This is a genomic window from Filimonas effusa (genome assembly GCF_004118675.1).
Taxonomy (GTDB): Bacteria; Bacteroidota; Bacteroidia; order Chitinophagales; family Chitinophagaceae; genus Filimonas; species Filimonas effusa.
This window is the reverse complement of the sequence record NZ_SDHZ01000001.1, coordinates 1,510,740-1,532,368: the sequence shown is the minus strand read 5'-3', so window position 1 is coordinate 1,532,368 and position 21,629 is coordinate 1,510,740. Positions and strand designations below refer to the sequence as shown.

General features: G+C 47.6%; 12 protein-coding genes. 3 read left to right on the top strand and 9 right to left on the bottom strand.

Annotation, left to right across the window (positions count from 1 at the left end; all coding sequences use genetic code 11):
- Nucleotides 1-7 precede the first annotated feature (7 nt).
- From ESB13_RS05620 to ESB13_RS05605, 4 genes are all read right to left on the bottom strand, one after another.
- On the bottom strand, nucleotides 8-3,274 hold the full coding sequence (locus ESB13_RS05620) for a SusC/RagA family TonB-linked outer membrane protein (RefSeq protein WP_129002035.1): 3,267 nt from the start codon (nucleotides 3,272-3,274) through the stop codon (nucleotides 8-10).
- A gap of 13 nt (nucleotides 3,275-3,287) precedes the next feature.
- Entirely contained in the window at nucleotides 3,288-5,459 is a 2,172-nt protein-coding gene (locus ESB13_RS05615) for a fasciclin domain-containing protein (RefSeq protein ID WP_129002034.1), read from the bottom strand.
- A gap of 29 nt (nucleotides 5,460-5,488) precedes the next feature.
- The gene (locus ESB13_RS05610; protein WP_129002033.1) at nucleotides 5,489-7,153 is read right to left on the bottom strand and encodes a fasciclin domain-containing protein; all 1,665 of its coding nucleotides are present in this window, start codon (nucleotides 7,151-7,153) and stop codon (nucleotides 5,489-5,491) included.
- A 283-nt stretch (nucleotides 7,154-7,436) separates the two neighbouring features.
- Nucleotides 7,437-10,172 carry an exo-rhamnogalacturonan lyase family protein gene (locus ESB13_RS05605; protein WP_129002032.1) on the bottom strand — a complete coding sequence of 912 codons (2,736 nt, stop codon included), beginning with the start codon at nucleotides 10,170-10,172 and terminating at the stop codon, nucleotides 7,437-7,439.
- Between the two features lie 260 nt (nucleotides 10,173-10,432).
- On the opposite strand from ESB13_RS05605, the gene ESB13_RS05600 reads away from it, so the two are divergent.
- Together ESB13_RS05600 and ESB13_RS05595 are read left to right on the top strand one after the other, a co-directional pair.
- On the top strand, nucleotides 10,433-11,704 hold the full coding sequence (locus ESB13_RS05600; protein WP_220399555.1) for a Glu/Leu/Phe/Val family dehydrogenase: 1,272 nt from the start codon (nucleotides 10,433-10,435) through the stop codon (nucleotides 11,702-11,704).
- Nucleotides 11,705-11,943: 239 nt separating this feature from the next.
- Nucleotides 11,944-13,086, top strand: coding sequence for a porin (locus ESB13_RS05595; RefSeq protein WP_129002031.1), 1,143 nt, complete (start codon nucleotides 11,944-11,946; stop codon nucleotides 13,084-13,086).
- A gap of 63 nt (nucleotides 13,087-13,149) precedes the next feature.
- Here the strand turns inward: ESB13_RS05595 and ESB13_RS05590 are convergent, their stop codons facing one another.
- The gene (locus ESB13_RS05590; protein WP_129002030.1) at nucleotides 13,150-13,491 is read right to left on the bottom strand and encodes a hypothetical protein; all 342 of its coding nucleotides are present in this window, start codon (nucleotides 13,489-13,491) and stop codon (nucleotides 13,150-13,152) included.
- Nucleotides 13,492-13,815: 324 nt separating this feature from the next.
- Between ESB13_RS05590 and ESB13_RS05585 the strand changes: the two genes are divergently transcribed.
- The gene (locus ESB13_RS05585) at nucleotides 13,816-14,913 is read left to right on the top strand and encodes a mandelate racemase/muconate lactonizing enzyme family protein (RefSeq protein WP_129002029.1); all 1,098 of its coding nucleotides are present in this window, start codon (nucleotides 13,816-13,818) and stop codon (nucleotides 14,911-14,913) included.
- A 9-nt stretch (nucleotides 14,914-14,922) separates the two neighbouring features.
- Here the strand turns inward: ESB13_RS05585 and ESB13_RS05580 are convergent, their stop codons facing one another.
- The 4 genes from ESB13_RS05580 to ESB13_RS05565 all read right to left on the bottom strand — a co-directional run bounded on the left by ESB13_RS05580 (nucleotide 14,923) and on the right by ESB13_RS05565 (nucleotide 21,608).
- Entirely contained in the window at nucleotides 14,923-16,014 is a 1,092-nt protein-coding gene (locus ESB13_RS05580; RefSeq protein ID WP_129002028.1) for an NAD(P)-binding domain-containing protein, read from the bottom strand.
- Between the two features lie 81 nt (nucleotides 16,015-16,095).
- Nucleotides 16,096-17,385, bottom strand: a complete 1,290-nt coding sequence (locus ESB13_RS05575) for a TolC family protein (RefSeq protein WP_129002027.1) — start codon at nucleotides 17,383-17,385, stop codon at nucleotides 16,096-16,098.
- Between the two features lie 15 nt (nucleotides 17,386-17,400).
- The gene (locus ESB13_RS05570; protein ID WP_220399554.1) at nucleotides 17,401-20,535 is read right to left on the bottom strand and encodes an efflux RND transporter permease subunit; all 3,135 of its coding nucleotides are present in this window, start codon (nucleotides 20,533-20,535) and stop codon (nucleotides 17,401-17,403) included.
- Nucleotides 20,536-20,570: 35 nt separating this feature from the next.
- Nucleotides 20,571-21,608 carry an efflux RND transporter periplasmic adaptor subunit gene (locus ESB13_RS05565; protein WP_129002026.1) on the bottom strand — a complete coding sequence of 346 codons (1,038 nt, stop codon included), beginning with the start codon at nucleotides 21,606-21,608 and terminating at the stop codon, nucleotides 20,571-20,573.
- Between the last annotated feature and the right edge of the window lie 21 nt (nucleotides 21,609-21,629).

Here is a 21,629-nt window from a genome sequence, read left to right as displayed (position 1 = left end):
TCAATGATCACAAGGTGGCGCTGATGCCGATGGTGAAATTTCTTACCGGTGGCGTCATAGACTCGTCTACTGTTGTAGAAAAAGGACTCGTTATGCGGGTGGTAACCTCAGGATCTTGCCCCGTATAGCGCGTAAACGTCAGTATGTTTTCGCCGGTAACATAAAAGCTCAATGCCTTGAAGCCGGTTTTCTTTAACGCCTTGTCCGGGAGGTTATAACGTACGGTGAGCGTTCGCCAGCGCAGGAAAGAACCATTTTCTACATAACGGTCAGAACCCAGCCAGTTGTACCCGGCATTGTAAATAGCGCGTGGCATATCTGTTACATCGCCTTCATTACGCCACCTGCGCAGCACGGCTGTACTTTGATTGTCGTAACCATACATGTTGGTGGTATACATTTTCGTGGCATTGATGATCTGGTAGCCGGTTCTGAAACTAAAGAAGGCGGTCAGACGCCAGTTGCCTTTCCAACTGATAGTAGGACCAAAACCGCCTGTTAACTTAGGATTACCATTACCTAAGTACACAATGTCACGGTAATCGATATTACCATCGTGGTTGATGTCTTCATACTGCGCATCGCCAGGTTGAAATATATAATCTGTAGAAGGATAGTTGAAACGCATATATACTTGCTCCCCGTTTAAACCCACGATGGGTTTACCATTGGCATCTGCCGCAACAGTGGCAGCTTTGTCTTTATATACTCCTTTGAAACGGTAACCATAAAAAGAACCAAAAGGATTATCCGTTTGCAGGTACGATTTATAAACGCCGTTCAGTGTAGTAGACTTCGAACTTTCAATAGGATAAAGGGGCGATATGGAGCGGATCATATTTTCATTATGCGCGAGATTGATATTGAAACTGAGTTGCCAGTCTTTCTTTTTTAAGGCAACGATATTCATATTAACTTCCCACCCCTGGTTATCCATAACGCCAACATTCATATCTACTGCATCGTAACCAGTGGTCGACATCAGCTGAAGTCCCGGGAAGATCATGTCTTTGGTACGGTTGCGGTAAATATCGAAAGAGCCGGATAACCTGTTCTTGAATAAAGAAATATCTACTCCAAGGTTCTGCCCCTCGATAGTTTCCCATTTCAGGTTTTTCAATTCCATGTTCTGGGAGTAAACGCCGGAGAATCCCGTATAAGTCCAGCCGAATGTGCCGTATGTATTGAAGTATGCATAGTCGGTTTTCGGGGCGTTGCCGCTCTGGCCATAACTGGCTCTGATACTAAGATCATTGATGAAATGAGCCCGGCTGATAAAGCTTTCACCCGATACCCGCCACCGGCCCGATAAAGAAGGAAAAAGCCCGTAGCGATGGGCAGGACCAAAACGGGAGTTACCATCTGCTCTTAAACCGGCATTGATGATATAACGGTCCAGGAAGCTGTACTGCCCGCTTACTAGTAAACCTACTGATCTGGTCCGGGTATTGGCCGCACTTACACTTAGCTCTTCATTCTGGGTACGCGATGGAGCCGAAGGATCCTGCATAAAAGAAGAAGCCGTGTTCGATGTCATGAGCTGCTGATCTACATAACGGTAATCGTTGGTTTGCAGCGACAGCAGGCCCTGAAAGCTGTGTTTAGGGCCCGGTCGCGGCGTGAATAGCAGGTTGGTTTTGGATTGCACATTATAAGCATCGTAGTCGGCATCGGTTGCCCGGTTTACCACTGTTTCGGTGAAGGGCCTGCCCGTTGCTATCTGGGGCAGGAATGTATTGATCTTGCTGGTATTGATATCGAACTGGATATCGCTGGTCATCGTTAAAACCTGCGGGATGATCTTATACTGGATACTGAAATGCGGCGTGATCCGGTCGCCCCGCTGGTGGTTCTTGGCCGCATCGGCCATAGCAAGTGGATTGTAGGTGCTATTGCTTGCATTGCCATTATAATACCCCTGGATATTGGACAGCGGTGAAAAGTAATTGGGGGTCAGGTTGCCATTGATATCATATTCATAGATGCTCATATTCGGCATCTTCCGGTACGCTACATTACGTACCTTATTGGAATAAAGCTGGTGATTGCTGATATGGGTATACGAAATATCTGTTCTGAAACTAAGCAGTGCCGATACCGTATAATCTAGGTTGATACGTGTGGTGATTCGGTTTAGATCGGTTCCCTTCGTAGTGCCTTCCTGGTTGAAATAGCCGAAGGATGCAAAGTATTTAGCCCGTTCCCCACCGCCGGAAATAGAGATATTATGATCCTGCAGGTAACCCGTTTGTGTAATCGCATCTATCCAGTCCGTATTATTACTGTAATTGTAATACCAGTATGGATCACGGGGATCATAAAGAAACTCTTTCATAGAGGCAGTATTGAGCGGCCGCCCGGTAGCATTCATGTAAGCTTCGGGTATCAGCGTAGAATACTGGCCTCCGTTTAACATCGGTAAGGCCCGTGGCTGTTTCGATGCAGTTCCTTTGAAGGTATAGGTGACGGAAGGTTTCCCTGTTGTCCCTCTCTTGGTATTGATGATAAGTACGCCATTGGAGGCCCTGGCACCCCATACGGCCGTCGCTGCAGCATCCTTTAATACACTGATATCCCTGATGTCCGAAGGTGCGATGTTTAGAAGTTGCGCATAGCCTTGCTCATCGGCCGTTGCAAAGTTGAATCCGTCGGGAACTGTTGTCTCATAAGGCATGCCATCTACTACGATCAAGGGATCTGTGCCCGCATTGATAGAAGAGGTGCCGCGTATCCGTATCTGCATACCGGTACCGGGATCTCCCGAACTGGCAGCAATATCTACCCCCGGAAGCCGCCCCTGTAATGCCTGGTCTATGGAAGAGGAAGGCATCTCTTCTAACTCTTTGGCATTGATGGAAGCCACTGATATCGTACGGTTCAGGTCATCTACATTTAACCCGGTGCCGTTATTGACAGTTTTACGTGATGAAATGATCACCTCGCTTAATTGATCTTCCCCCGGCGATAATTCAATATTTATCTGCCGGCGGCTACCTATCTCAACAGTAGTGGTTTTGTAACCGATATAAGAGAAACTGATCCTGTTGCGTGTGCTGGAAATTCGGAGTACAAAATTACCTTGTTGGTCTGTTGCGCTGCCGCCGATAACCCGCTGGTCTTTGTCAACCTCCATTACCGATACGTTCGCTAATGGATGCTGGTTCTTGTCTGTCAGCCTGCCTCTGATAACAATGGCGCCACCGCTGTTTTGTGCATCGGCATGGTGTGGCATCAGTGTCGCCAAAGCGATTATAAGGAATAGAATTGCTTTCATGTTCTAAGCTGAATTAGTATTGGTATTGCAGAAACTGATCGATCTGGTGAACGACAGCCCGGTTCGATAAAACATTGCTATAGGCAGTAACAAGGTTGGCATTGGGAGAAGCATGCCGTGCATCGGTAATTTGCAGCGAACCGGCTTGCCCCGAAATTCGCACGGATACGGCATCGCCACTACTGTTCTTAAGCAGCGTCTCAAAACTGCCCGTCTTCTGCCCATCCGGAACTACCGTATTCTTGTTGAGTATATGATATTGGATGAACCTGCTTACCTTATCGATGTCTTCACTGGTCGAAGGGGCTGTTGACGAAGGCAGCCATCCTTGGTCTATAGCAGTCTGTATCGCCGCATTACTGGGAATGAATACGGTATAAAAATTACCCGCCGATACGCCCTGGATTGCCCCGGTAGCAGCGGTGTAAAGAGGGCTGCTTTTCAAATATTGAAAAAATCGATAGTAAGGATCACTGCTCTTGGTGGCGTACTTCTCGATGTCTTTTCCAATGTTCTGTTCCGAAAAGTTGAGTAGGTTGTGCAGGTAATACCCGGTACCATTACTCGCTGTTTTAAACGAATCGATGACAATGCCCGTTTCAGCGCTACCGGCAGCAAATAGCTTATTCTGATTATACCTGATATATTCGCCGTCATAAGTTTCAATGATGCCTTCCCCGGAAAAATCAGGTGCAGTATTGCCGGCATAAGCAATGATATGAAGGTTGAGTAGCCTTTTCAGCCTGTTCACAGCATCGGCGCCTATAACGGTTGATCCGCCGGGTGCTGTATATTGAAAGGTGCTGTTGGCAGTATTCCAGGCAAAGCCAGCCTGCGTTAGCGTAGCATCCGATAATAAGCATAGCGCAAAACGGAGATTGGGATTGCTCACAACCAGCTTCAACTCCAGGTCCAGCGCACGTGTCAACAGGCTGTAGCCGGGGTTTAGATAGGCATGGCCATATACGGAATGAAATACATTTGCCTCCTGTACTTTGCTGGTTCCATAAAAGATGCCGTTGCTCAGCACTTGTTTATCTACAATGTCGGTACTCGTAAACCTGGCGGCTTCTCCATGATAATTAAGTGTCGTAGCAAACTTCGAAGGCCATACGGTAGTCTTCCACATATGGGCATTAAGAAAGTCCGTAACAATGCCTATGGGCAGTTGCGACAGCGATTTAACCGGGTAATAACGCAGTAATACGTTTTGCTCGTAATTCAGTAACACCTCATTGGTAGGAATGAATAAGGTATATCCATCAGACTGCCCGTCGTTGTCTTGTAACTTCAGGAAGTTTTCGTTGTTGGGCGAAAAGGCAAGTGTGCTGCTGTAGTTTTTAACATACACCTGGTCCGGCGATTGGGTAAGGGCGCGGTAACGCGCTGTGATCTCACTATTGGCAGTATAGGTTACCAGGAACTGGTCATAGATCTTCTTGAACTCACTGTATTCCGGGTGTGAAGCCAGGTACTGGTCCAGGCTCGGCAGGGGAGATATCACCTTGTCGGTTTCATGTATCACGCCGTTTTCTGCAACGATATCTTTGTTCACAACCTTTGCACCTGCAACATTAAAGCCCGTATAAGTGACACCCGGGTAGAAATACGCATAGTCATCGGAACTAAGCTTTTGGGTATTGAAATAAGAAGAAACAAAATAGGGGAGATACTTGTTGTTATTATCCGAAGAAACATAGCTCCCGTTACGGTTGGCTGCAATCAGCTTCCGGTTGTTTTCAGTATAAACAAAGTCGTAATAGGCGGTGCGGCGTTTATAGGCAGCGCTGGTAACCCAGCCTGCATTCGACTGGTAGTCTCCCAATGTTTGCGCTTTAAACGCATTATATACCAAAGCATATTGCACCAATGCAGTAGCGCTGTCTGCCGATATATTTTCGATACTTTGAATGCCACGTGTCTTAAGATAGGCTTCAAAAGCTTCGTCGTTGGGTGCAAATAAGGTCCAGTAGCCTGCCGTATTCAACGTGGTCTTATAGCCCGCTTTGTCGATCAGCGCAAGCAGATGTTTAAAATTGCCGCGCGACTGTAGCTGCTGGTAAATGGGCTGCGCAAGATTGTCAGGGCGACTGTAATAAGCGTCGAATTCCTTTTTCTGGCAACCGGTAACTAAAGCCAGCAGAACCAGTAAAAGGCTGCCGGCATTTTTATGTATGAAATTCATTGTAGCGGTAATAACAGGTATTGAAATGACTATTTGTATTCCATCGAACCATCGCGGTTGAAGCGGGGCCACTTTTGTTCTTCTTCAATAGGAATGAAATGTACCATGTCCAGGTTGAAGGTATTCGCAGAACCGCTTTCATTGGTTAAAGCAATGAACTTGATGGTATGCTGCTGGCTCGTGGTGATATCTACCGTCCCCACAAGTTTGCCGATATGATTCGAGTTGGAAGCAGCAGTGACCATGAAGCGCTTGAAGCCCGCAGCTTCGGCATTGTCGTCGTCAAGTGCAACAGGATAGTAGTCTGCTACCGATATCAGTCGCGGCATTATCTGGTCGTCAACCTGTACTTGAATGGTTTGTGCTCTTGCACGGCGGAAACATACCCACACTTTATACTTGCCTTTTACTAAAAAAGGCGTCTTGAATTCTATCCACGGTGTTACAGCCGTCCTCATATACAACGAAATGAAATCATAGTAACAGTAATAGTCCGAAGAAGAGGTGGCTGTTACATTGTATTTGATGCTGCCGCCGGACCAGTTGATACCCGAGAATTGATCCGGATCTGTAAACTCCTGTACCTGCCCGGGTTTGCGGAATAACGAAACCAGCTTGCGTAATTCAGGTTGGTCCGCTACATCCCAGTACACTGGTACAGGTTTACGCACTTTAATACTCAGGTTGCTGAGCGCGGAATGTAATGCCCCGTTGTTGGCAGTGATATCGCTGTTCGTCCTGTCTAACTGAACGCCGGGTTCCGTGATGCCATTGAAAATATCTTCATTGAGTAGTACTTCCTGCCCCGATAATTTTGAAGTAACTACCTCTTGTGGCGCAAGTGTACTGTGGGAGGTGGCGCTTACGATATCGGCAAGAAATCTGATGCCGGGAAGTATATGATAAGCCACATATAAATGAAGACTATCCTCAGCCAGTTTAGGATTGCCTGTCTGGCTGTAAAGAGCTTTTAGCGCAGGGTAATCGGCGATGTTATTGGCCCGGTACACGGCATCGGTCTGGGCAATCAGCGTAAGCCACCTGCGTGTACTGTCGCTGTTGTTCGCTATATTCAATGAATCATAATAGCCGGTCTCTTTAAGCGCCTGCGTAAAAATGGAATAACGGCTGTCCTGCGATAACAACTGGGCCAATGTCGATTGGGCAGGTTCAAGTACATGATCGATCGCATGAATAATGCCGTTTCCGGTAACGATATTGGCTTTCGTTACTATCGCCTGCCGGTTGATAAGATAACTCGATTTGCCATCCGTTGTAGCTACACTGGTAATGAGATACTGGCCGTACTGCGTAATGGCAGGTAATTTACCATCGGTAAAACTGCTGGTGGTAAGTGTGTCTGCTATCAGGTGAAAACGAAGCAGATCCTTTAGAGCATCAACGCCTATATCGTCTACTGAAGTTTTCCCCTGCTTGCTGAGATATGTTTTTACGGCAGTATTGGTAGGCGCAAACAAGGTATAGGCACCATAGGCATTTAAGTAACCACTGGCTTCTGCACGTTCTATGATCCTCGAAAAAAGCGAGTAGTCCGCTGCGTGGTTATTCAGGTAACCAACAATGTTCACATCATCTGTTGTATTTACCCTGATCTGGTTTTTCTGGCACGCCATATAAGAGCATAACCACAACAGGAGTAGCAAAAGCTTGCCCCGACGAAAAATAGTTTTCATCTGAAATTGATTTTATTGCATTTAGTCTATTCGAATAATAGGCTAAATAGGCATATGTTGACAATAGCAAGCTTTCGTTACAATACAGGATGTATTGCAGTGATATTTAAAACAAGGAAAAATCGATAAAGTAATGAGTCTAACAACAACAACAATACACGCAGTCTATCTCTGGTGAAAGGAAACGTAGATATTGGCTTACGACTAAATTTTTCATAATGCAGTTATTGCTTTATAAAAACAAAGATAGGGAATAAGTGTTTAGTCTACAAATATTGTGGGCTTATTGATTGAGCGCTTCTCCGGCCAGCCCCAGGCATTGAATCGCTGATAACGCCCACTGCGCCACGCCATTGGTGGATATCGAACTTACTTCATCTATAGGCTGTAGCACCTCCGGTGTATTGATTCTTTGCTCCTGCGGTATCGCAGCAATCGGGTCTGTAGTGTCATCTGCATAAAACTCCTTCCAGGCACGTTGTGCAAGCGCTTTATTGCCTGTACGATAGGCAGCATAAGCAGTAAGCCGGGCATGTCCCTGGCGCAATGCATTCTTCGTCAGTGGCTCGCCCAGGGCTGCTTTTTGTTCCGCTGCAGGAGCATTATAAAGGGTACAATATTGAACCCATGCCTTTTCAAAAGCAGGAACCGAAAGATGTTGTACCAGTTCGGCACATATTTCTGTAAGACCAAAAACAGCATTCAGATGCGGTGCTACAGGATGTGTTTCATTACTTAATTCATAACGCCCCGTATCCAGATCCATGACGGCGCCGCCTGCAAAAAAGCCCAGTGGCTGTGAGGCGATCGTGGTCATACTGTTTTCTAATTTTTGCTTTATCTTCTTATCACCCGTCCTTTCCCATTCGGTAAACCAGGCCGCAGCAATGGCGCCCCAGTCTGTTCCAAAGCTGATCTGTGCCTTTGTGGTAGTCGCCGGAGGGGCAGGAGGAGCGCTTTTTTGACCACCTAGTTTTCTGCCCGGCTGTATCGTTACAAGCGTATGGGCGGCATTTACCTGCTCACGCATAAGATCACCCGTACGTTCATCTGCTGTAAGATAAAAATAGAAACGTCGGTTGGCAGCAGTACTTATCCGCAGCTGTTTGGCAGAACATCCCCAGTGTAATACATTATGCCGCGAGCCAAGAGGGGCAAACCGGCCTATGTGATGAACATCTACTTCTCCCGTATGCCGTGTCATGGCTTCAGCCATGCGGAATACATCTGTTCGTCCCGTACGTAAAAAATAATACCATAACCACAGATCTGTAGACAACTCCGAATTATCCCACGCATAACCTCCCACGTCATAACGCCATACATGACGGTCTGTATCATAAGCATGCATGACATCTCCATAATTCCAGAAGCCATACCAGTGGCGTTGTTCTACTTGTTTTTTATAATAATTGAAATAGAAATCAAGCTGTGCCTCTATACGGGTCTTGGCAGCAGTAGAACGGTCGGGAAGACTCCAGTTGTTACCAAACACTCCAACGGAATGTAAGTACGCCGGCATACATATTAGTACCGGGGGATGACTTAACTGCTGGGCGAGTTCACTGAACGCCACTGCCGAAGGGGTAGCCGCCAATGCCCATAGCTGGAACTCACTGGTACGTGCTACACCATGGGGTGTTCCGAATCCCGGCTCATAATCTTCATAGGTGATATCTAAACCTTCCCTTTGTTTTACAAAATCGTCCTGTCCAAGACCATCATGATAAAACCTGAGATCCATGGCAGGTGCATCGGCAGCCCAGGCCCATAAAGTCACAGTGGCACTATCCCGGTCTGCGCCACGTATGTCTAATTGCCCCGGATGGCTTTGCCAGAAATTACGGATACCGAAAGCCAGTCCGCCGGAAGCGCTTCCCGTATAAGCCAGCCCCGTTGCGCGATGCCCGGTTGCCGCTTGTAACCACGTATAGCCTTGCTTGGTGCGTTTCCGTATTTCAAATGCTTCAGAGCTCGACTGTAATAACGTATAATCACCAAAAGCAGGCACTAATTGCAGATGTTCGCCTACGGGCGCCGGCAATGCAGCAGCATTGGCAACAGCCTCACCTCTTACCTGCGCAGCGCGTGCATCTTTGCCCGCATCCCTGCGAAGTCCGGTAATTCCACGAACCGCTTCCGCAAAAACGCCATTATCCTCTCCGCTGAAACGGATATGACGATTATGTAATTCCCCTTGCATAGGCACCGAAAAACGAATACCTATTCCTTTAACGAAATCCTCGTACTCATTGCCATCATAAACAATAGTATGTACAATCCGGATCGCTTCGCTATTGGAATAGAAATAAAAGCGAAGCACAAAAGGCAGCAGTTGTTTGCCATCCGCCGGCCTGTTATGTGTGCCTTCTATCTTGATCACACCGCGTACAGGCCCTTGCTGTTCTACGATTACAGAACGGATGAGGCCATTAAAACTCGTGGTGCGTGTGGTGCCTTCTGCTGCATCGGAAGGTTGGTCCTGGTGCAGTAACACCAGTTGCCCCTGTGCTGCAATCGTCTGACTGCCGCGCTGAATGCCTGAGATGACCTCATTTCCTTTCCGCAGAAAACGACAGGTAATGATACCGGTAGAAACAACGATCTCTGTTGCTGTCTCTTTTATATGAAGTGTAGTAGCCGGACTGGTTTTACCTGGCAACAGTTGCCAGTCTTTTTCAGGCAATGCGGCAGCAGCATGGCCACTCCATTTTAAAGAACCATCAGGCCAGTAGGCCAGGGGCCAGCTTTGAACAGCATGCTGCGTATCGTTTGCCGCCTGTAACACAAAGGACGTATCGGCACGCACGGCACCCGCCGGCCAGGGTGTTCCCCACGTTACATTCGCAGCAGTAAAAGCTTGTTCATGCAACCAGTGTAAAGGCACAGCAGCAGGCACCGCCGCACCGGCTTTATAGGAAGAATCGGTTGACCCCAGTAAACGTGATACCGGTAAGGCAGCCGTAAGTAAAAGACCATTACGAACAAATTGACGGCGGGAGTGGTTGTGGTTTTCCATTATTGAACCTCTGTTTAAAAGAATTACAATTTGCGGTGCCAAAAATAAAGTCTATTATTTATATGGACTAATAAAAAAGAACGTATGTTTGCAACATAAATGAACAAACTTCTTTCTTATATCGTTGTCTGCTCCGGCTATAAAAGCTGTTGTTGTTGCTGATCTTCCGCTGCTGTTCATAGCGGTTTGTTACTGTTGCTGCTTTCATTGTCTTTATCCCCTTTATTATTATTCCCGTTAATGCTATAAATGAATAACGTATGAGTTATACAAAAGAACCTGTGTTGTCTGTAGTAGATAACCCCTATGAATCTATGCTCGCCCGTTTCAATAAAGCAGCAGATATGCTGCGCCTGAGCCAGGAAGAGCGCCATCGTCTCAGTCGTCCCGCCAAACAGATCTTACTTAACTTCTCAATCACACTCGACAACGGTAGCGAAAAGAATTTCGAAGGCTATCGCGTCATTCACTCCACGGTACTCGGGCCTTCAAAAGGTGGCATCCGTTACGATACAGAAGTCAACATCGATGAGGTCAAAGCCCTCGCCGCATGGATGACCTGGAAGTCAGCATTGGTAGGCATCCCCTTCGGTGGCGCCAAAGGAGGCATCAACTGCGATCCGTCAAAACTCTCCCGTACCGAACTGGAAAAACTTACAAGAGCCTACACCCAGGCCCTTGCCGATACTTTCGGCCCCCACAAAGATGTTCCCGCACCCGACCTCGGCACAGGCCCCGATGAAATGGGCTGGCTCATGGACGAATTCTCTCTACTGCACGGCAAAATAATACATGCAGTAGTAACAGGGAAACACTTATATGCAGGAGGCTCTTTGGGTAGGGTAGAAGCCACAGGGAGAGGGGTAAGCATCATAACACTGCTGGCGCTCGATAAACTTAAAAAGAGATCCACTACTACTACGGTGGCCATCCAGGGCTTCGGAAATGTGGGCCTTCATACGGCTTTATTTCTCTGGGAACAAGGGGTGAAGGTTGTAGCGGTGAGCGATGTATCGGCTGCATTGTTCAACGCCGATGGAATCGACATACCCGACCTCATCGCTTATGCCGGACGCAACGATAGGTCTATATATGGTTACTATCATGCCTATCCCATCCTGCATAACGAATTACTAACTTTACCCGTTGATGTGCTGATCCCCGCAGCCAGGGAAAATGTGATCACCGCCGCCAATGCCGCCGCCATCAAGGCCGGCATTATTGTAGAAGCGGCCAATGGCCCCACTTCCGCAGATGCCGATAAAATACTCCGGGAGAAACAGATCTTTGTAGTGCCGGATATCCTGGCAAATGCCGGCGGTGTCATCGTCTCTTATTTCGAATGGCTGCAGAATGTGAAAAATGAAACCTGGAATATCCTGGAAGTCAATAGCAAACTGGAAGAGATCCTGGAGAAAAGCTTCCGGGAAGTGTACGCTACAGCCCGCAATAGCAACGATTCGCTGCGCGATGCCGCTTACCTGCTGGCAGTAAAACGCGTAGCCTCCGCCCAACAAGCGCCTGATAACTAACCCATAGCCGCTGCTTCGCCTCCTTCCCCCGCAAAAAGGGGAAGGAGTGCTGAACAGCGATCTGCGAAAAAGAACGCTTTATAAAGCCGTCTTAATGCCGTCTATAGTCCGCTTACCTCCGCTCTCATTGCCACACACTAGTCAAACTCAGCGCTCCACATGACGCAAGTCATAGTACAAACTTGCTTTTTGTGCTTTTTTTGCCATCGGTCGAAACCTTTCATTCGAACCGCTTCATTATGAGAATTGTTCCCTTCTTGCTTCTGTTCTTATGCTATCATACCCTTTCATTTGGCCAGCAGACAAGCCAGCCCGATACAGCCGTTAAAAACTATTCATGTTATAAAAGGGGCTTCTCCTGGTCAGGATTGCTCCAGACGCGTTACACCTATTCTTGTACAAACGATGTCGATGTCAATGGCCAGCAGTTTAATAGCGACAAACCCGGCGTCACCAATAGCTTTTCTCTGAAACGTGTCCGCGTTCAGGCACTGGCAAGAGTCAACGATCATTTCGATGCTGCGATCCTCGTCAACCTTGCCGATTTCAGCAACAGCAATCTCTCAGGTAAAGTCCTCGAAAACGCATTTATCAGGTATTCCTTCAGCAGGCACTGCCGCATCATAGCAGGACAATACCGTCCTTTCTTCGGTATCGAAGAAGAAATTCCCGTAGATATCATCAAGTCCCTCGATTACTCCAATAGCTACTATGCCTTCGGCAGCAACGGCTGGCAAAGCTTTCAGACAGGCTTATGTGTGTACGGTGATATCAATGGCGAAGGAAAAATGCCGCTGCGTTATTACGCCGGCATCCACAATGGTAATGGTAAAAATCAGCCCACCGATAACGACAATACAAAACACATCTATGGTCGCCTGGAAGCAGGTCTTATGAAAAACCTCACCATAGGCGTCAATGCAGGCAGAGGTAGCGTCAAAAACCAGGCAGGTGATGCCTGGGGCGGCGACCTTAAATATGTAGCTACGCTTTGTCCCAAATGGAAACTCGAATGCACCGCCGACTATAAAGAAGGAACCAACTTCAATGCCTTCGCAGCCTATACAGGAGAGCCGGTGCATAAACTGAATGATTTCAGGATGAAAGGGCTTTATGTCTTCCCAAATCTCCGGTACGAATGTAATCACCCGCGTCTCCGCACCGTTGAACTCTCTGCGCGTTACGAATACCTCAACCTATGCACCAAATTCAACAGCAACCCGCGACAAACCATCATCCCAATGTTATCCACGGAATTCGCCGATGACTATTTTGCCTGCCTCCAATTGGGGTTCATCTTCGATATCTATAAGAATAATATCCCCCTGTCCTCAGAATATACGCATAATACAGCAGTAGCGCAGTTACAAATCAGGTTTTGATACATACATATCCTTTGCAGAACTGAAGTCGATTCTTCGAAATCTATTTCTAAATGTTCTTTCTTACCGGTTTGCTGGGGCGGCTGTTCTGTAAAACATTTGGATAGCGACCGGTATGCCTTGCATGAACAAATACTTCTTTTGCGCATTCGTTTTTATGGCTCTGTCTTGAACAGCCAGTTTGCTTCTGAGTTCATTGTCATCTTTAAGTAAGGCTTCCTTTTGAGTAGACGTTAAGCCATTCCACCGGTTTTCGAAATCAGGTTCGTCGAATTTTAATTTATCGATAATTCTGCGAACGGTAGGGTCTTCTGTAACGCTTTTCTTAAGTATATAATAGATCACGAAACCCGCAATTCCAAGGATGGCAGGCAATGCAGTTAGAAAAGAGACGGATGAAAGCATGTGGTAAGATTTCGGTTGAATAGGTGTTCTGTTGAAGTAAGATACTAACAAAAAGGCAAATGAAGTAATAACCTTTAATGTTTAAATAATATTATTATTAAAATGTAAAGCATTTTTTTCTATCTCTGCGGGGCCTTTATCTTAAACGTTATTAAGTATGGAGATGTACCCGTTTATTTCCTTTGTGTCGTTATTTTGCAGGTATTTTGCTTTGCTTTTGCGTTTTATTGCGGTTTTTAAGGGCGGATTTCGTAAAATTGTATCTAAGCTTAATAAACTGCCGCAAGAAAATCTTGTTCAAAGCACTGATCAAATAAACATACCATGACTATCCTGCACACGGAAATCTACAAGTTGAGTATTCCAACCGAGCCCTTTAAAATAGCGACAGGTACCATGCACTTCCTGCAAAATACCTTCATAAGGGTATATACCGATACGGGCATGTATGGGGTAGGAGAGTGCTCCGCTTTTCCAATGATAGTAGGAGAAACGCAAACCACCTGCTTCGAAATGGCGAAGGAATTTGCAGCGATCTGGAAAGGAAAAGATGCAACCGATATTCCCGCACGTATGCAGGAACTGCACGCCTTCACAGCTTTTAATGCCACCATCAAAAGCGCCTTCGATATGGCTTTGTACGATCTCAAAGCCAAAGCCGCAAACCAACCGCTTTACCGCTTATTGGGAGGACAACCCAAACTCTTGGAAACCGATCTTACCATAGGTATCGATACCCCCGCTAAAATGGCGGAAAAAGCCATCCAGTTCAAAAAAGATGGCGTACGTATTATCAAAATAAAACTGGGTGTTACTCCCGAAGAAGACATCGAAAGAGTAGAAAAGATAAGGCAGGCCGTAGGCCCCGAACTAACCCTACGAGTGGATGCCAACCAGGGATGGGACTTTAACGGCGCACTGAAAGCCCTTAACGGGATGGCGCATTCTAACGTGCAGTTCTGCGAACAGCCCATGCGTACCTGGTATAACGATCTGCTTCCCAAACTAAGACAACAGGCCGCCGTGAAAATCATGGCCGACGAAAGTGTCTTCAATCATCACGATGCGCGCCAGCTCATCAATGCCGGGGCCTGCGATTACATCAATATCAAATTCGCGAAATCCGGCGGTTTCCTCGAAGCAACTGAGATCATCGATATCTGCGAACAAAAGAATATCCCCTGTATGATGGGCGGGATGCTGGAGTCAAGAGTGGCCTTAACAGCCTTTGCCCACTTCGCATTGGCACACGATACCATTCAGTTTTACGATATGGACACCTGCCTGCTGGGACAGAAAATGGATCCTGTCAAAGGTGGTGTTCGTTATAATGGTTATTTCCTGGAAGTGCCCGATACACCCGGCTTGGGTGTTGATGTCGATCAGGATTTCCTCGACACTTGCGAAAGTTGTACGGTTTAACAAATCGCTTTACTTGCTCAAACCAAGCGTTTCTATCAATTCCTGCACCGCTGCCCGTCCCGCACGATTGGCGCCGATGGTGGATGCGGAAGGGCCGTATCCTACCAGGTGAATCCGCGGCTGCTTGGCAACCCGGGTTGCCAGCCGGCCATCTATTAAAATACCGCCGCCTTCTTCTCTGGGGACAACGGCGGCTAAGTGATCCAGCGCTCCCTTGAATCCTGTATTCCAAAGTATCACGTCTGCTTTTTTCTCAGCCCCGTCTGCCCATTTGACACCATCTTTGGTGATTTCGCTGAACATAGGTAAGCGATGCAGTACACCCCTGGCTTCCATTTGTTTGACACTGTCGTTTACAGGAAGGCCCGTCACCGAAACCACGGATAGCGGCGGCAAACCTTTACGTACACGCTCTTCTACCATGGCGACTGCTTCATGTCCAGCCGCATCGTCAAAAGGACCTGCTCTGAAAACAGGAGGCCTTCGGGTAACCCAGGTTGTCGTAGTTACTTGTGATATCTGGTCCAGGAGTTGGATGGCCGAAATACCTCCGCCAACGACAATAACATGTTTTCCTTTAAAATAGGAGGCTGTTTTAAAGTCTTGCGTATGCAACTGCTCTCCTTCAAAAGTTTCAGCGCCGGGATACACCGGAATATAGGGATTGAGCCAGGTGCCTGTGCCATTGATGATGCCATGAGCCGAGAATGCCGTAGATGCAGTATCTATATAAAAAAGCGGTTCGTGTAAACTAACCCTTTCTACTTTTAGTGGGCGAAACACTTTTAGTCCGAATGTTTTTTCGTACAAATCGAAATAATGCGGGACGGCTATATTGGCCTGTACTTCCGTAGCCTGCGGATTGGCCAATGTCTCTTCGAATGACATACTTGGCAAATCGTGAATTCTATTCACCGTGCTAAGCGTTAACGAATCCCAGCGATCCTGCCACGCCCCGCCGGCATGTGGCGCATCATCCAAAATGATAAAATCACGACCAATTTCCCAGCCCAGCTTTTTAAGATGATAGGCGGCGGAAAGCCCCGCCTGGCCTGCCCCGATAACTGCTATCTTGGTTTTGTAACGAATTGAACCAGCCATGGCCAAATGTAAGAAAGAAATAGCTGCCTGGCTTAAGAGAGCGTTTCTCTTGCCAGGCAGTTTTGCAACGGGTGTTACCGCCTATCTGTTTACACCCTGTACCTTTCTTAACGTCGCTTCACTGATCTTGTAACTCACCTTTGCTTCTATCATATCGGTAACCGCCTGCTGCCATATCGATTGAGCCTCCAGTACATCCTTACCTACAATAGTGCCGGCCTCGAAACGGTCATTGCTGAGCTTTAAATTCTCATTCGCCTGCTGTAACGATGCTTCGGAGAAAGAAACCTTCTTGGCTGCTTGGTTAAGCGCTATATAAGCTTGCTGTAATTCCAGTGTCAGCAACTCTTTTGTTTCCTGTAACTGGTATTGTTGTGCGGCAATGGCAAATTGCTGTTGTTTTATCTTCTGCTTTCTGCCACCCCAGTCCAGCAGGGGAATACTCAAACTCACCATCCCGTAATAAGAAGCCATCCCGTTTTTTCCCGGGTCTGTAGGGTTGATTCCTTCCTTTCCCAATGCCCCAAAACCACCGGCACTGATACCTATCGATGGCAGGAAATCCGCTTTCAGAAGTTTCTCCTGCAACTGCCCTGCTTCAATACGTTTTTCCATCATTCGGATCTCCGGCCTGTTCTGGTACAATTGCGCATAACCGGTGTCTCTGTTTACCGGTGGAAATAATCCTGCAATGGTATCTGTGATAAGAAACCCTGTCTGCCCGTTTCTGCCCGTTAGCTGGGCCAGCGCCAGCTTTGAAAGAGTAACCCCGTCCTCGGCACGTATAATATTCAGTTCGGCTTCATTCAATTGCACCGCTACTCTTAACAGGTCGTTCTTATAAGTTAAACCGGCCTGGAATTGATTGTTCAGGTCTGTATGTAATGCCTGCAGTTGCTTTTTATATTGCTGCGCCAGCTTTACCTTTTCCTGCATCGAAACAATGTTCCAGTAAGCTTGCTCTGTCTGAAAGACAACCTCTGTTGCAGTCAGCGCATGTTGTTCTTCCTGCACCTCTATATTTTTCGCAGCCGACTGCTGACCCAGCTTTATCTTGCCGCCGGCATAAATAGCCTGCGACGCCGTCAGCGATGGCGATACGCCATATTCTGGTAACAACTGGTTCAAAGGCTTACCTACATAGAATCCGGTGACCGATCCGTCAAGATGTGGTTTGGCCGCAGCATCTGCCTGTAGCTTTGCTGCTTTGGCTGCCAGCACCTGCTGCTGTGTTATTTTAAGCTGGTTATTTCTTTCCAGTGCCATTTGTTTGGCCTGTTCCAGCGGTAGTAATTCCTGTCCCTGCAAACCGGTAAACCAGGATAACAGGCCTGCCAGTACTACCGGGCGCAGATATCTCGATTGTTTCATGTGCGCTTTGTTGAATTAAGAATGAGAAGGCTTATACTGTATCGGGTCGTGGTAGTCCGGCTGCAGCTCGGATGTGGTATCGGCAACAGTTTCCTTTACAAACCGGTAATACAATACTGGTACTACAAATAGGGTAAGTATCATCGATACAATTAACCCAAAGGCGAGCACACTTCCCAACGGCGCCCATAAAGGCGACTTGCTGATGATCATGGGAACCACGCCAACTGCTGCCGCTGCCGATGTCAGGAAGATGGGACGCATCCGCCGCTTGGCCGCTGCCAGTGCAGCCGATTTAATATTGTAGCCATGATCGTGTACCAGCTCATCGGCATAATCCACCAGTATAATACCATTACGAACCACGATGCCTATCAGGCTGATGATGCCCATGAAGCCGGTCATACCTATCGGGTTGCCCGTAACAAGCAGCCCCAGGAAAGCACCCAGCAGGCTTAATGGAAACGTCGATAATATGATCAGCGTTTTGCCGAAGCTCTTGAACTGGAATAACAGCGTAAGGAAAATTAAGATCAGGCTCACTCCTAAGGCAGTTATCATACCCGGCTGGTTCTCGGCGCTCGACTCGGCATCGCCGCCATAGTCAATACGTATGCCTTCCGGTAACGATAGTTGTTCTATCTGTGGTTGTACCTTTTTCAGAATATTCGAAGGACGTATACCCAGTTGTGCTTCCGATAACACAGTTAAAGTCCTCAAGCCGTTCCGGTGGGCAATAACACCTGTATGCCACCCCGGCGTTAGTTCCGCAACCTCTTTCAATGGCACCTTGCCGCCATAGTTGGTACTGACATGCAGATCTGCCATGGCATCAAAATTCTTGCGGCCATTCGAATCCAGTCTCAGGAAAATATCGATCGGTTTGTCGCCCTCCCATATCTGCGATACCGCATAGCCTTTCAATCCTGCTCCTAACGTCTGTGTAATCGCCTGGTTGCTCACACCCAGCCTGTTGGCTTTGTCTTCCTTGATTGCCAGGCTTACGCCGAAATAATCGGCTTCATAGTCGGTATGTACCCAGTTGGTGCCGGCTGCTTTTTGTAGTATCTCTGATACTTGTGCAGCTACCTTTTTCTGCGCCTGCATATCTTCTCCTATAATCCTTACCGCTACGGGAGAACCCTCCTGGAAACTCAACTGCCGCAGCCTGATATAGCCATCCGGAACAAAGCCCTCGAACCGGGGCAGGTACTCATGTACAATTTCATTAGTAGCATCGGCGCTGGTGGTGGTAATAAATACCTGCGCAAAATTGCGGCGTGGCGGCTCAGGTGCATAGGTTGTCTGAAAGCGCGGCGAACTCGTTCCTATGAAACTGGCAACGCCGGCTACACGCTTATCCTTCTGAAGTACAGCCTCTATTCGTTTTACCGTGGCCTCCGTTTCACCCAGCGAGGTGCCGCTTGGTAACCAAACTTCTATATTGAATTGATTTCGCTCCGTGGTAGGAAAAAACTCCTGGTCTACACGGCCGCCGATGAACAAGGCTAGCACTACTGCCAGTACTGCTCCGGCAATCGTGGTCTTGGGCCAGCGGAAACAGGCCTCCACGGCAGCATTGAATACATGCTGCAAACGATCCAGCAGGCTTTTCCTGTTATTCCGTTCACTCACCTTATGTTTCAGTCCTTTTTTGATGAACAGGTAACAGGTATAAGGCGTCAGCAACAATGCCACAGCCATGGAGGTGATCAAGGCTACCGCAACCGTTACAGGTAATGCTGCCATGAAATCTTTGGCTATGCCGTCCATGAAAAAAGCCAGCGGTGCAAAAGCGAATATGATGGCCAGTGTAGCGGTGAAAATAGGTAGCGACAACTGCTTGGCGGCTTGCCATGCCGCTGTCCACGGCGTAATACCTTCGTCTAATTTTTCTATGTAATTGTCAACGACTACAATCGCATTGTCTACCACCATACCCAAAACAATGATCAGTCCCGCCAGCGTTACCTGGTGTAATTCAGTACCGATAATGCTCAGTAATCCAAATGTGATGATGATGGAAAGCGGTGCCGCCAGCGAAGAAACGGCAGCCACACGCAACGGCAACAGTAACATGACGACAATAATCACCGAAGCAATCGCCATTCCAAACTCTATCATGAAATGACGGATGCTTTCTCCCACAACCTCAGGCTGGTTCACGATCATATTGATCTTTACATCCGCAGGAAAGCTTTTCTGTATCGCAGCTATCTTATCCTCTACTTCATGACCAAAATGTACAATATTGTTCCCCGGCTGCATCTCTATGGAAAGTATCATCGTTTTATCCTCTCCAAGTCGTATGAAAGAAGATTGCTCTTCATACCTGCGTTCTATGGTGGCTACATTCTTTAGTCGGGTAACAATGCCTTCTGGCGTCGTATAAACAATCTGTTCCGCAATATCGGCTTCCGACTGGTAACGGCTGTTGGCAAACACCGGAACATTGCTGGCAGCTATGGTCAGCTCCCCGGAATAACCCGTAACATTCTGTAATTGCAGTACCCGGGCAATATGCGATACATCGAATCCATATTGCTGCATCTTCTGGTCATTCAGCGTAATATAGATCTGCTGCTTCTGGCCGCCAGCCCTGTTTATCTTCGATACGGTGGGTATCACTTTTAAACCATCTTCCAGTTTGTCCAGGTACTTTTCAATCTCTGCATAACTCCGGTTGGGCGACGATACCGTTATAATCTGGGCGGTAACATCCCCGAAATTGCTGTTCACGATAGGCCCGGTCACACCGGCCGGCAGGTTCGGACGCAAATGCGTGTTCAGCCCGTGTTGCAACGTACTCCAGAACTTCTTCCGGTCTTTTACCTCGGTATGCAATTCCACGGTAATGAATACCTGTCCGTCTTTGGTTTGCGACCGGGTCTTCTTCTTCTTAACTTCTTCAAACGAAAAAAGATACTGCTCTATCTTGTTCGTTACCTGCTTCTCCATCTGTACTTCATCAGCACCTGGATAAAAAGCATAGACCATCGCCACAGGCATATCTATCTTCGGATCTTCACTGCGTGGCATATTCATCAATGCCCATACACCCAGTAGCATCAGCAAAGCCGTAACCACAATGGTCACTTGCTTATACTTCATCGCTGCCTCTATGAAATGTAGTTTTCGTTTACTGCTCATCAGTTATTGTATATTGGTGGTGAGTGAAAAGGAACTTAGAAGCGGAGCGCACTACCTTCGCTAAGATTCGTTTGCCCGGCTGTTACCAGCTGATCGCCGCTCTGAAGCCCGCTCGTAACAACAACCGCATTGTCCCCGGTAACACGCCCTACCGTTATCCGCTTCCGCACGGCTGCACGCTGTTCATTGGCAACAAACACATAGGTGATATTATCTGCATCACGTAACACAGCTTTTGCAGGTATCACAATCGCTTCAACCGACCGGCCATTGCCAATACTAACCTCCGATAACATGCCCGGTAACAAACGGCCATTGCCATTGGCAAGCCTGATCTTTACACTGTAAGTATGAGTGGTGTTATCGGCCTGGGGGTTGATGATACTTATTTTCCCTTTTAAAGTATCCTGTAAAGTACTGATGGCCACCTGCGCTTCCTGCCCTTGCCGCAAGGCGCCTACTTCCGATTCTGGAACCGTGATACGCGCATATACCTGATCTGTTTTGGCAATGGTGAAAGCAGGTACGCCAGGCGCTGCCGTACTGCCTCTTTCCGCAGCTTTAACCGTAATGATTCCCGGCATCGGGGCATATAACCTGCAGTCGGCAAGTCTTTTCGCAGCAAGGTTTTTATTCGCCCTGGCCTGCTCCAGCCGGCTTTTGATCTCTATGTAATCTTTGGCAGGTAAACTTCCTTTTTCATATAAACTATGTAAACGCTGGTACAAATCCTCCGCCTGCGACAGGGCTGCATTGGCAATGGCCAGCGCATTGGTATATTCTGTGGCGTCGATGGTAGCCAGCAACTGACCCGTACTTACACGCTGGCCTTCCTGTACCGCTACCTGGTTCACGACGCCCGGAACCGCAAATCCAAGCTGTACAATATTATCCGCTTCCAGTGTGCCGGAATAAAACAGTGATTGCTGCAAACCTGTTGCCTGTACAGCTTGTACCGTTACCACCCGGGGAGCTTCCGTTGGTGCTTTGGTGCCTTTCCCTTTGCCGCACGACGTTAAAAACGGGCATAGCAATGCCATAGCGGCTACCCGCTGATACTTGAATCGCATCATTATTATATATTTAAATGGAGG

Excerpts from the sequence above, each read along its gene's own strand:
- ESB13_RS05605 (WP_129002032.1), bottom strand. The coding sequence starts at position 10,172 with ATGGAAAACCACAACCACTCCCGCCGTCAATTTGTTCGTAATGGTCTT.
- ESB13_RS05575 (WP_129002027.1), bottom strand. The coding sequence starts at position 17,385 with ATGAAACAATCGAGATATCTGCGCCCGGTAGTACTGGCAGGCCTGTTA.
- ESB13_RS05565 (WP_129002026.1), bottom strand. The coding sequence starts at position 21,608 with ATGATGCGATTCAAGTATCAGCGGGTAGCCGCTATGGCATTGCTATGC.
- ESB13_RS05585 (WP_129002029.1), top strand. The coding sequence starts at position 13,816 with ATGACTATCCTGCACACGGAAATCTACAAGTTGAGTATTCCAACCGAG.
- ESB13_RS05620 (WP_129002035.1), bottom strand. The coding sequence starts at position 3,274 with ATGAAAGCAATTCTATTCCTTATAATCGCTTTGGCGACACTGATGCCA.
- ESB13_RS05580 (WP_129002028.1), bottom strand. The coding sequence starts at position 16,014 with ATGGCTGGTTCAATTCGTTACAAAACCAAGATAGCAGTTATCGGGGCA.
- ESB13_RS05615 (WP_129002034.1), bottom strand. The coding sequence starts at position 5,459 with ATGAATTTCATACATAAAAATGCCGGCAGCCTTTTACTGGTTCTGCTG.
- ESB13_RS05570 (WP_220399554.1), bottom strand. The coding sequence starts at position 20,535 with ATGAGCAGTAAACGAAAACTACATTTCATAGAGGCAGCGATGAAGTAT.
- ESB13_RS05610 (WP_129002033.1), bottom strand. The coding sequence starts at position 7,153 with ATGAAAACTATTTTTCGTCGGGGCAAGCTTTTGCTACTCCTGTTGTGG.
- ESB13_RS05590 (WP_129002030.1), bottom strand. The coding sequence starts at position 13,491 with ATGCTTTCATCCGTCTCTTTTCTAACTGCATTGCCTGCCATCCTTGGA.
- ESB13_RS05600 (WP_220399555.1), top strand. The coding sequence starts at position 10,433 with ATGAGTTATACAAAAGAACCTGTGTTGTCTGTAGTAGATAACCCCTAT.
- ESB13_RS05595 (WP_129002031.1), top strand. The coding sequence starts at position 11,944 with ATGAGAATTGTTCCCTTCTTGCTTCTGTTCTTATGCTATCATACCCTT.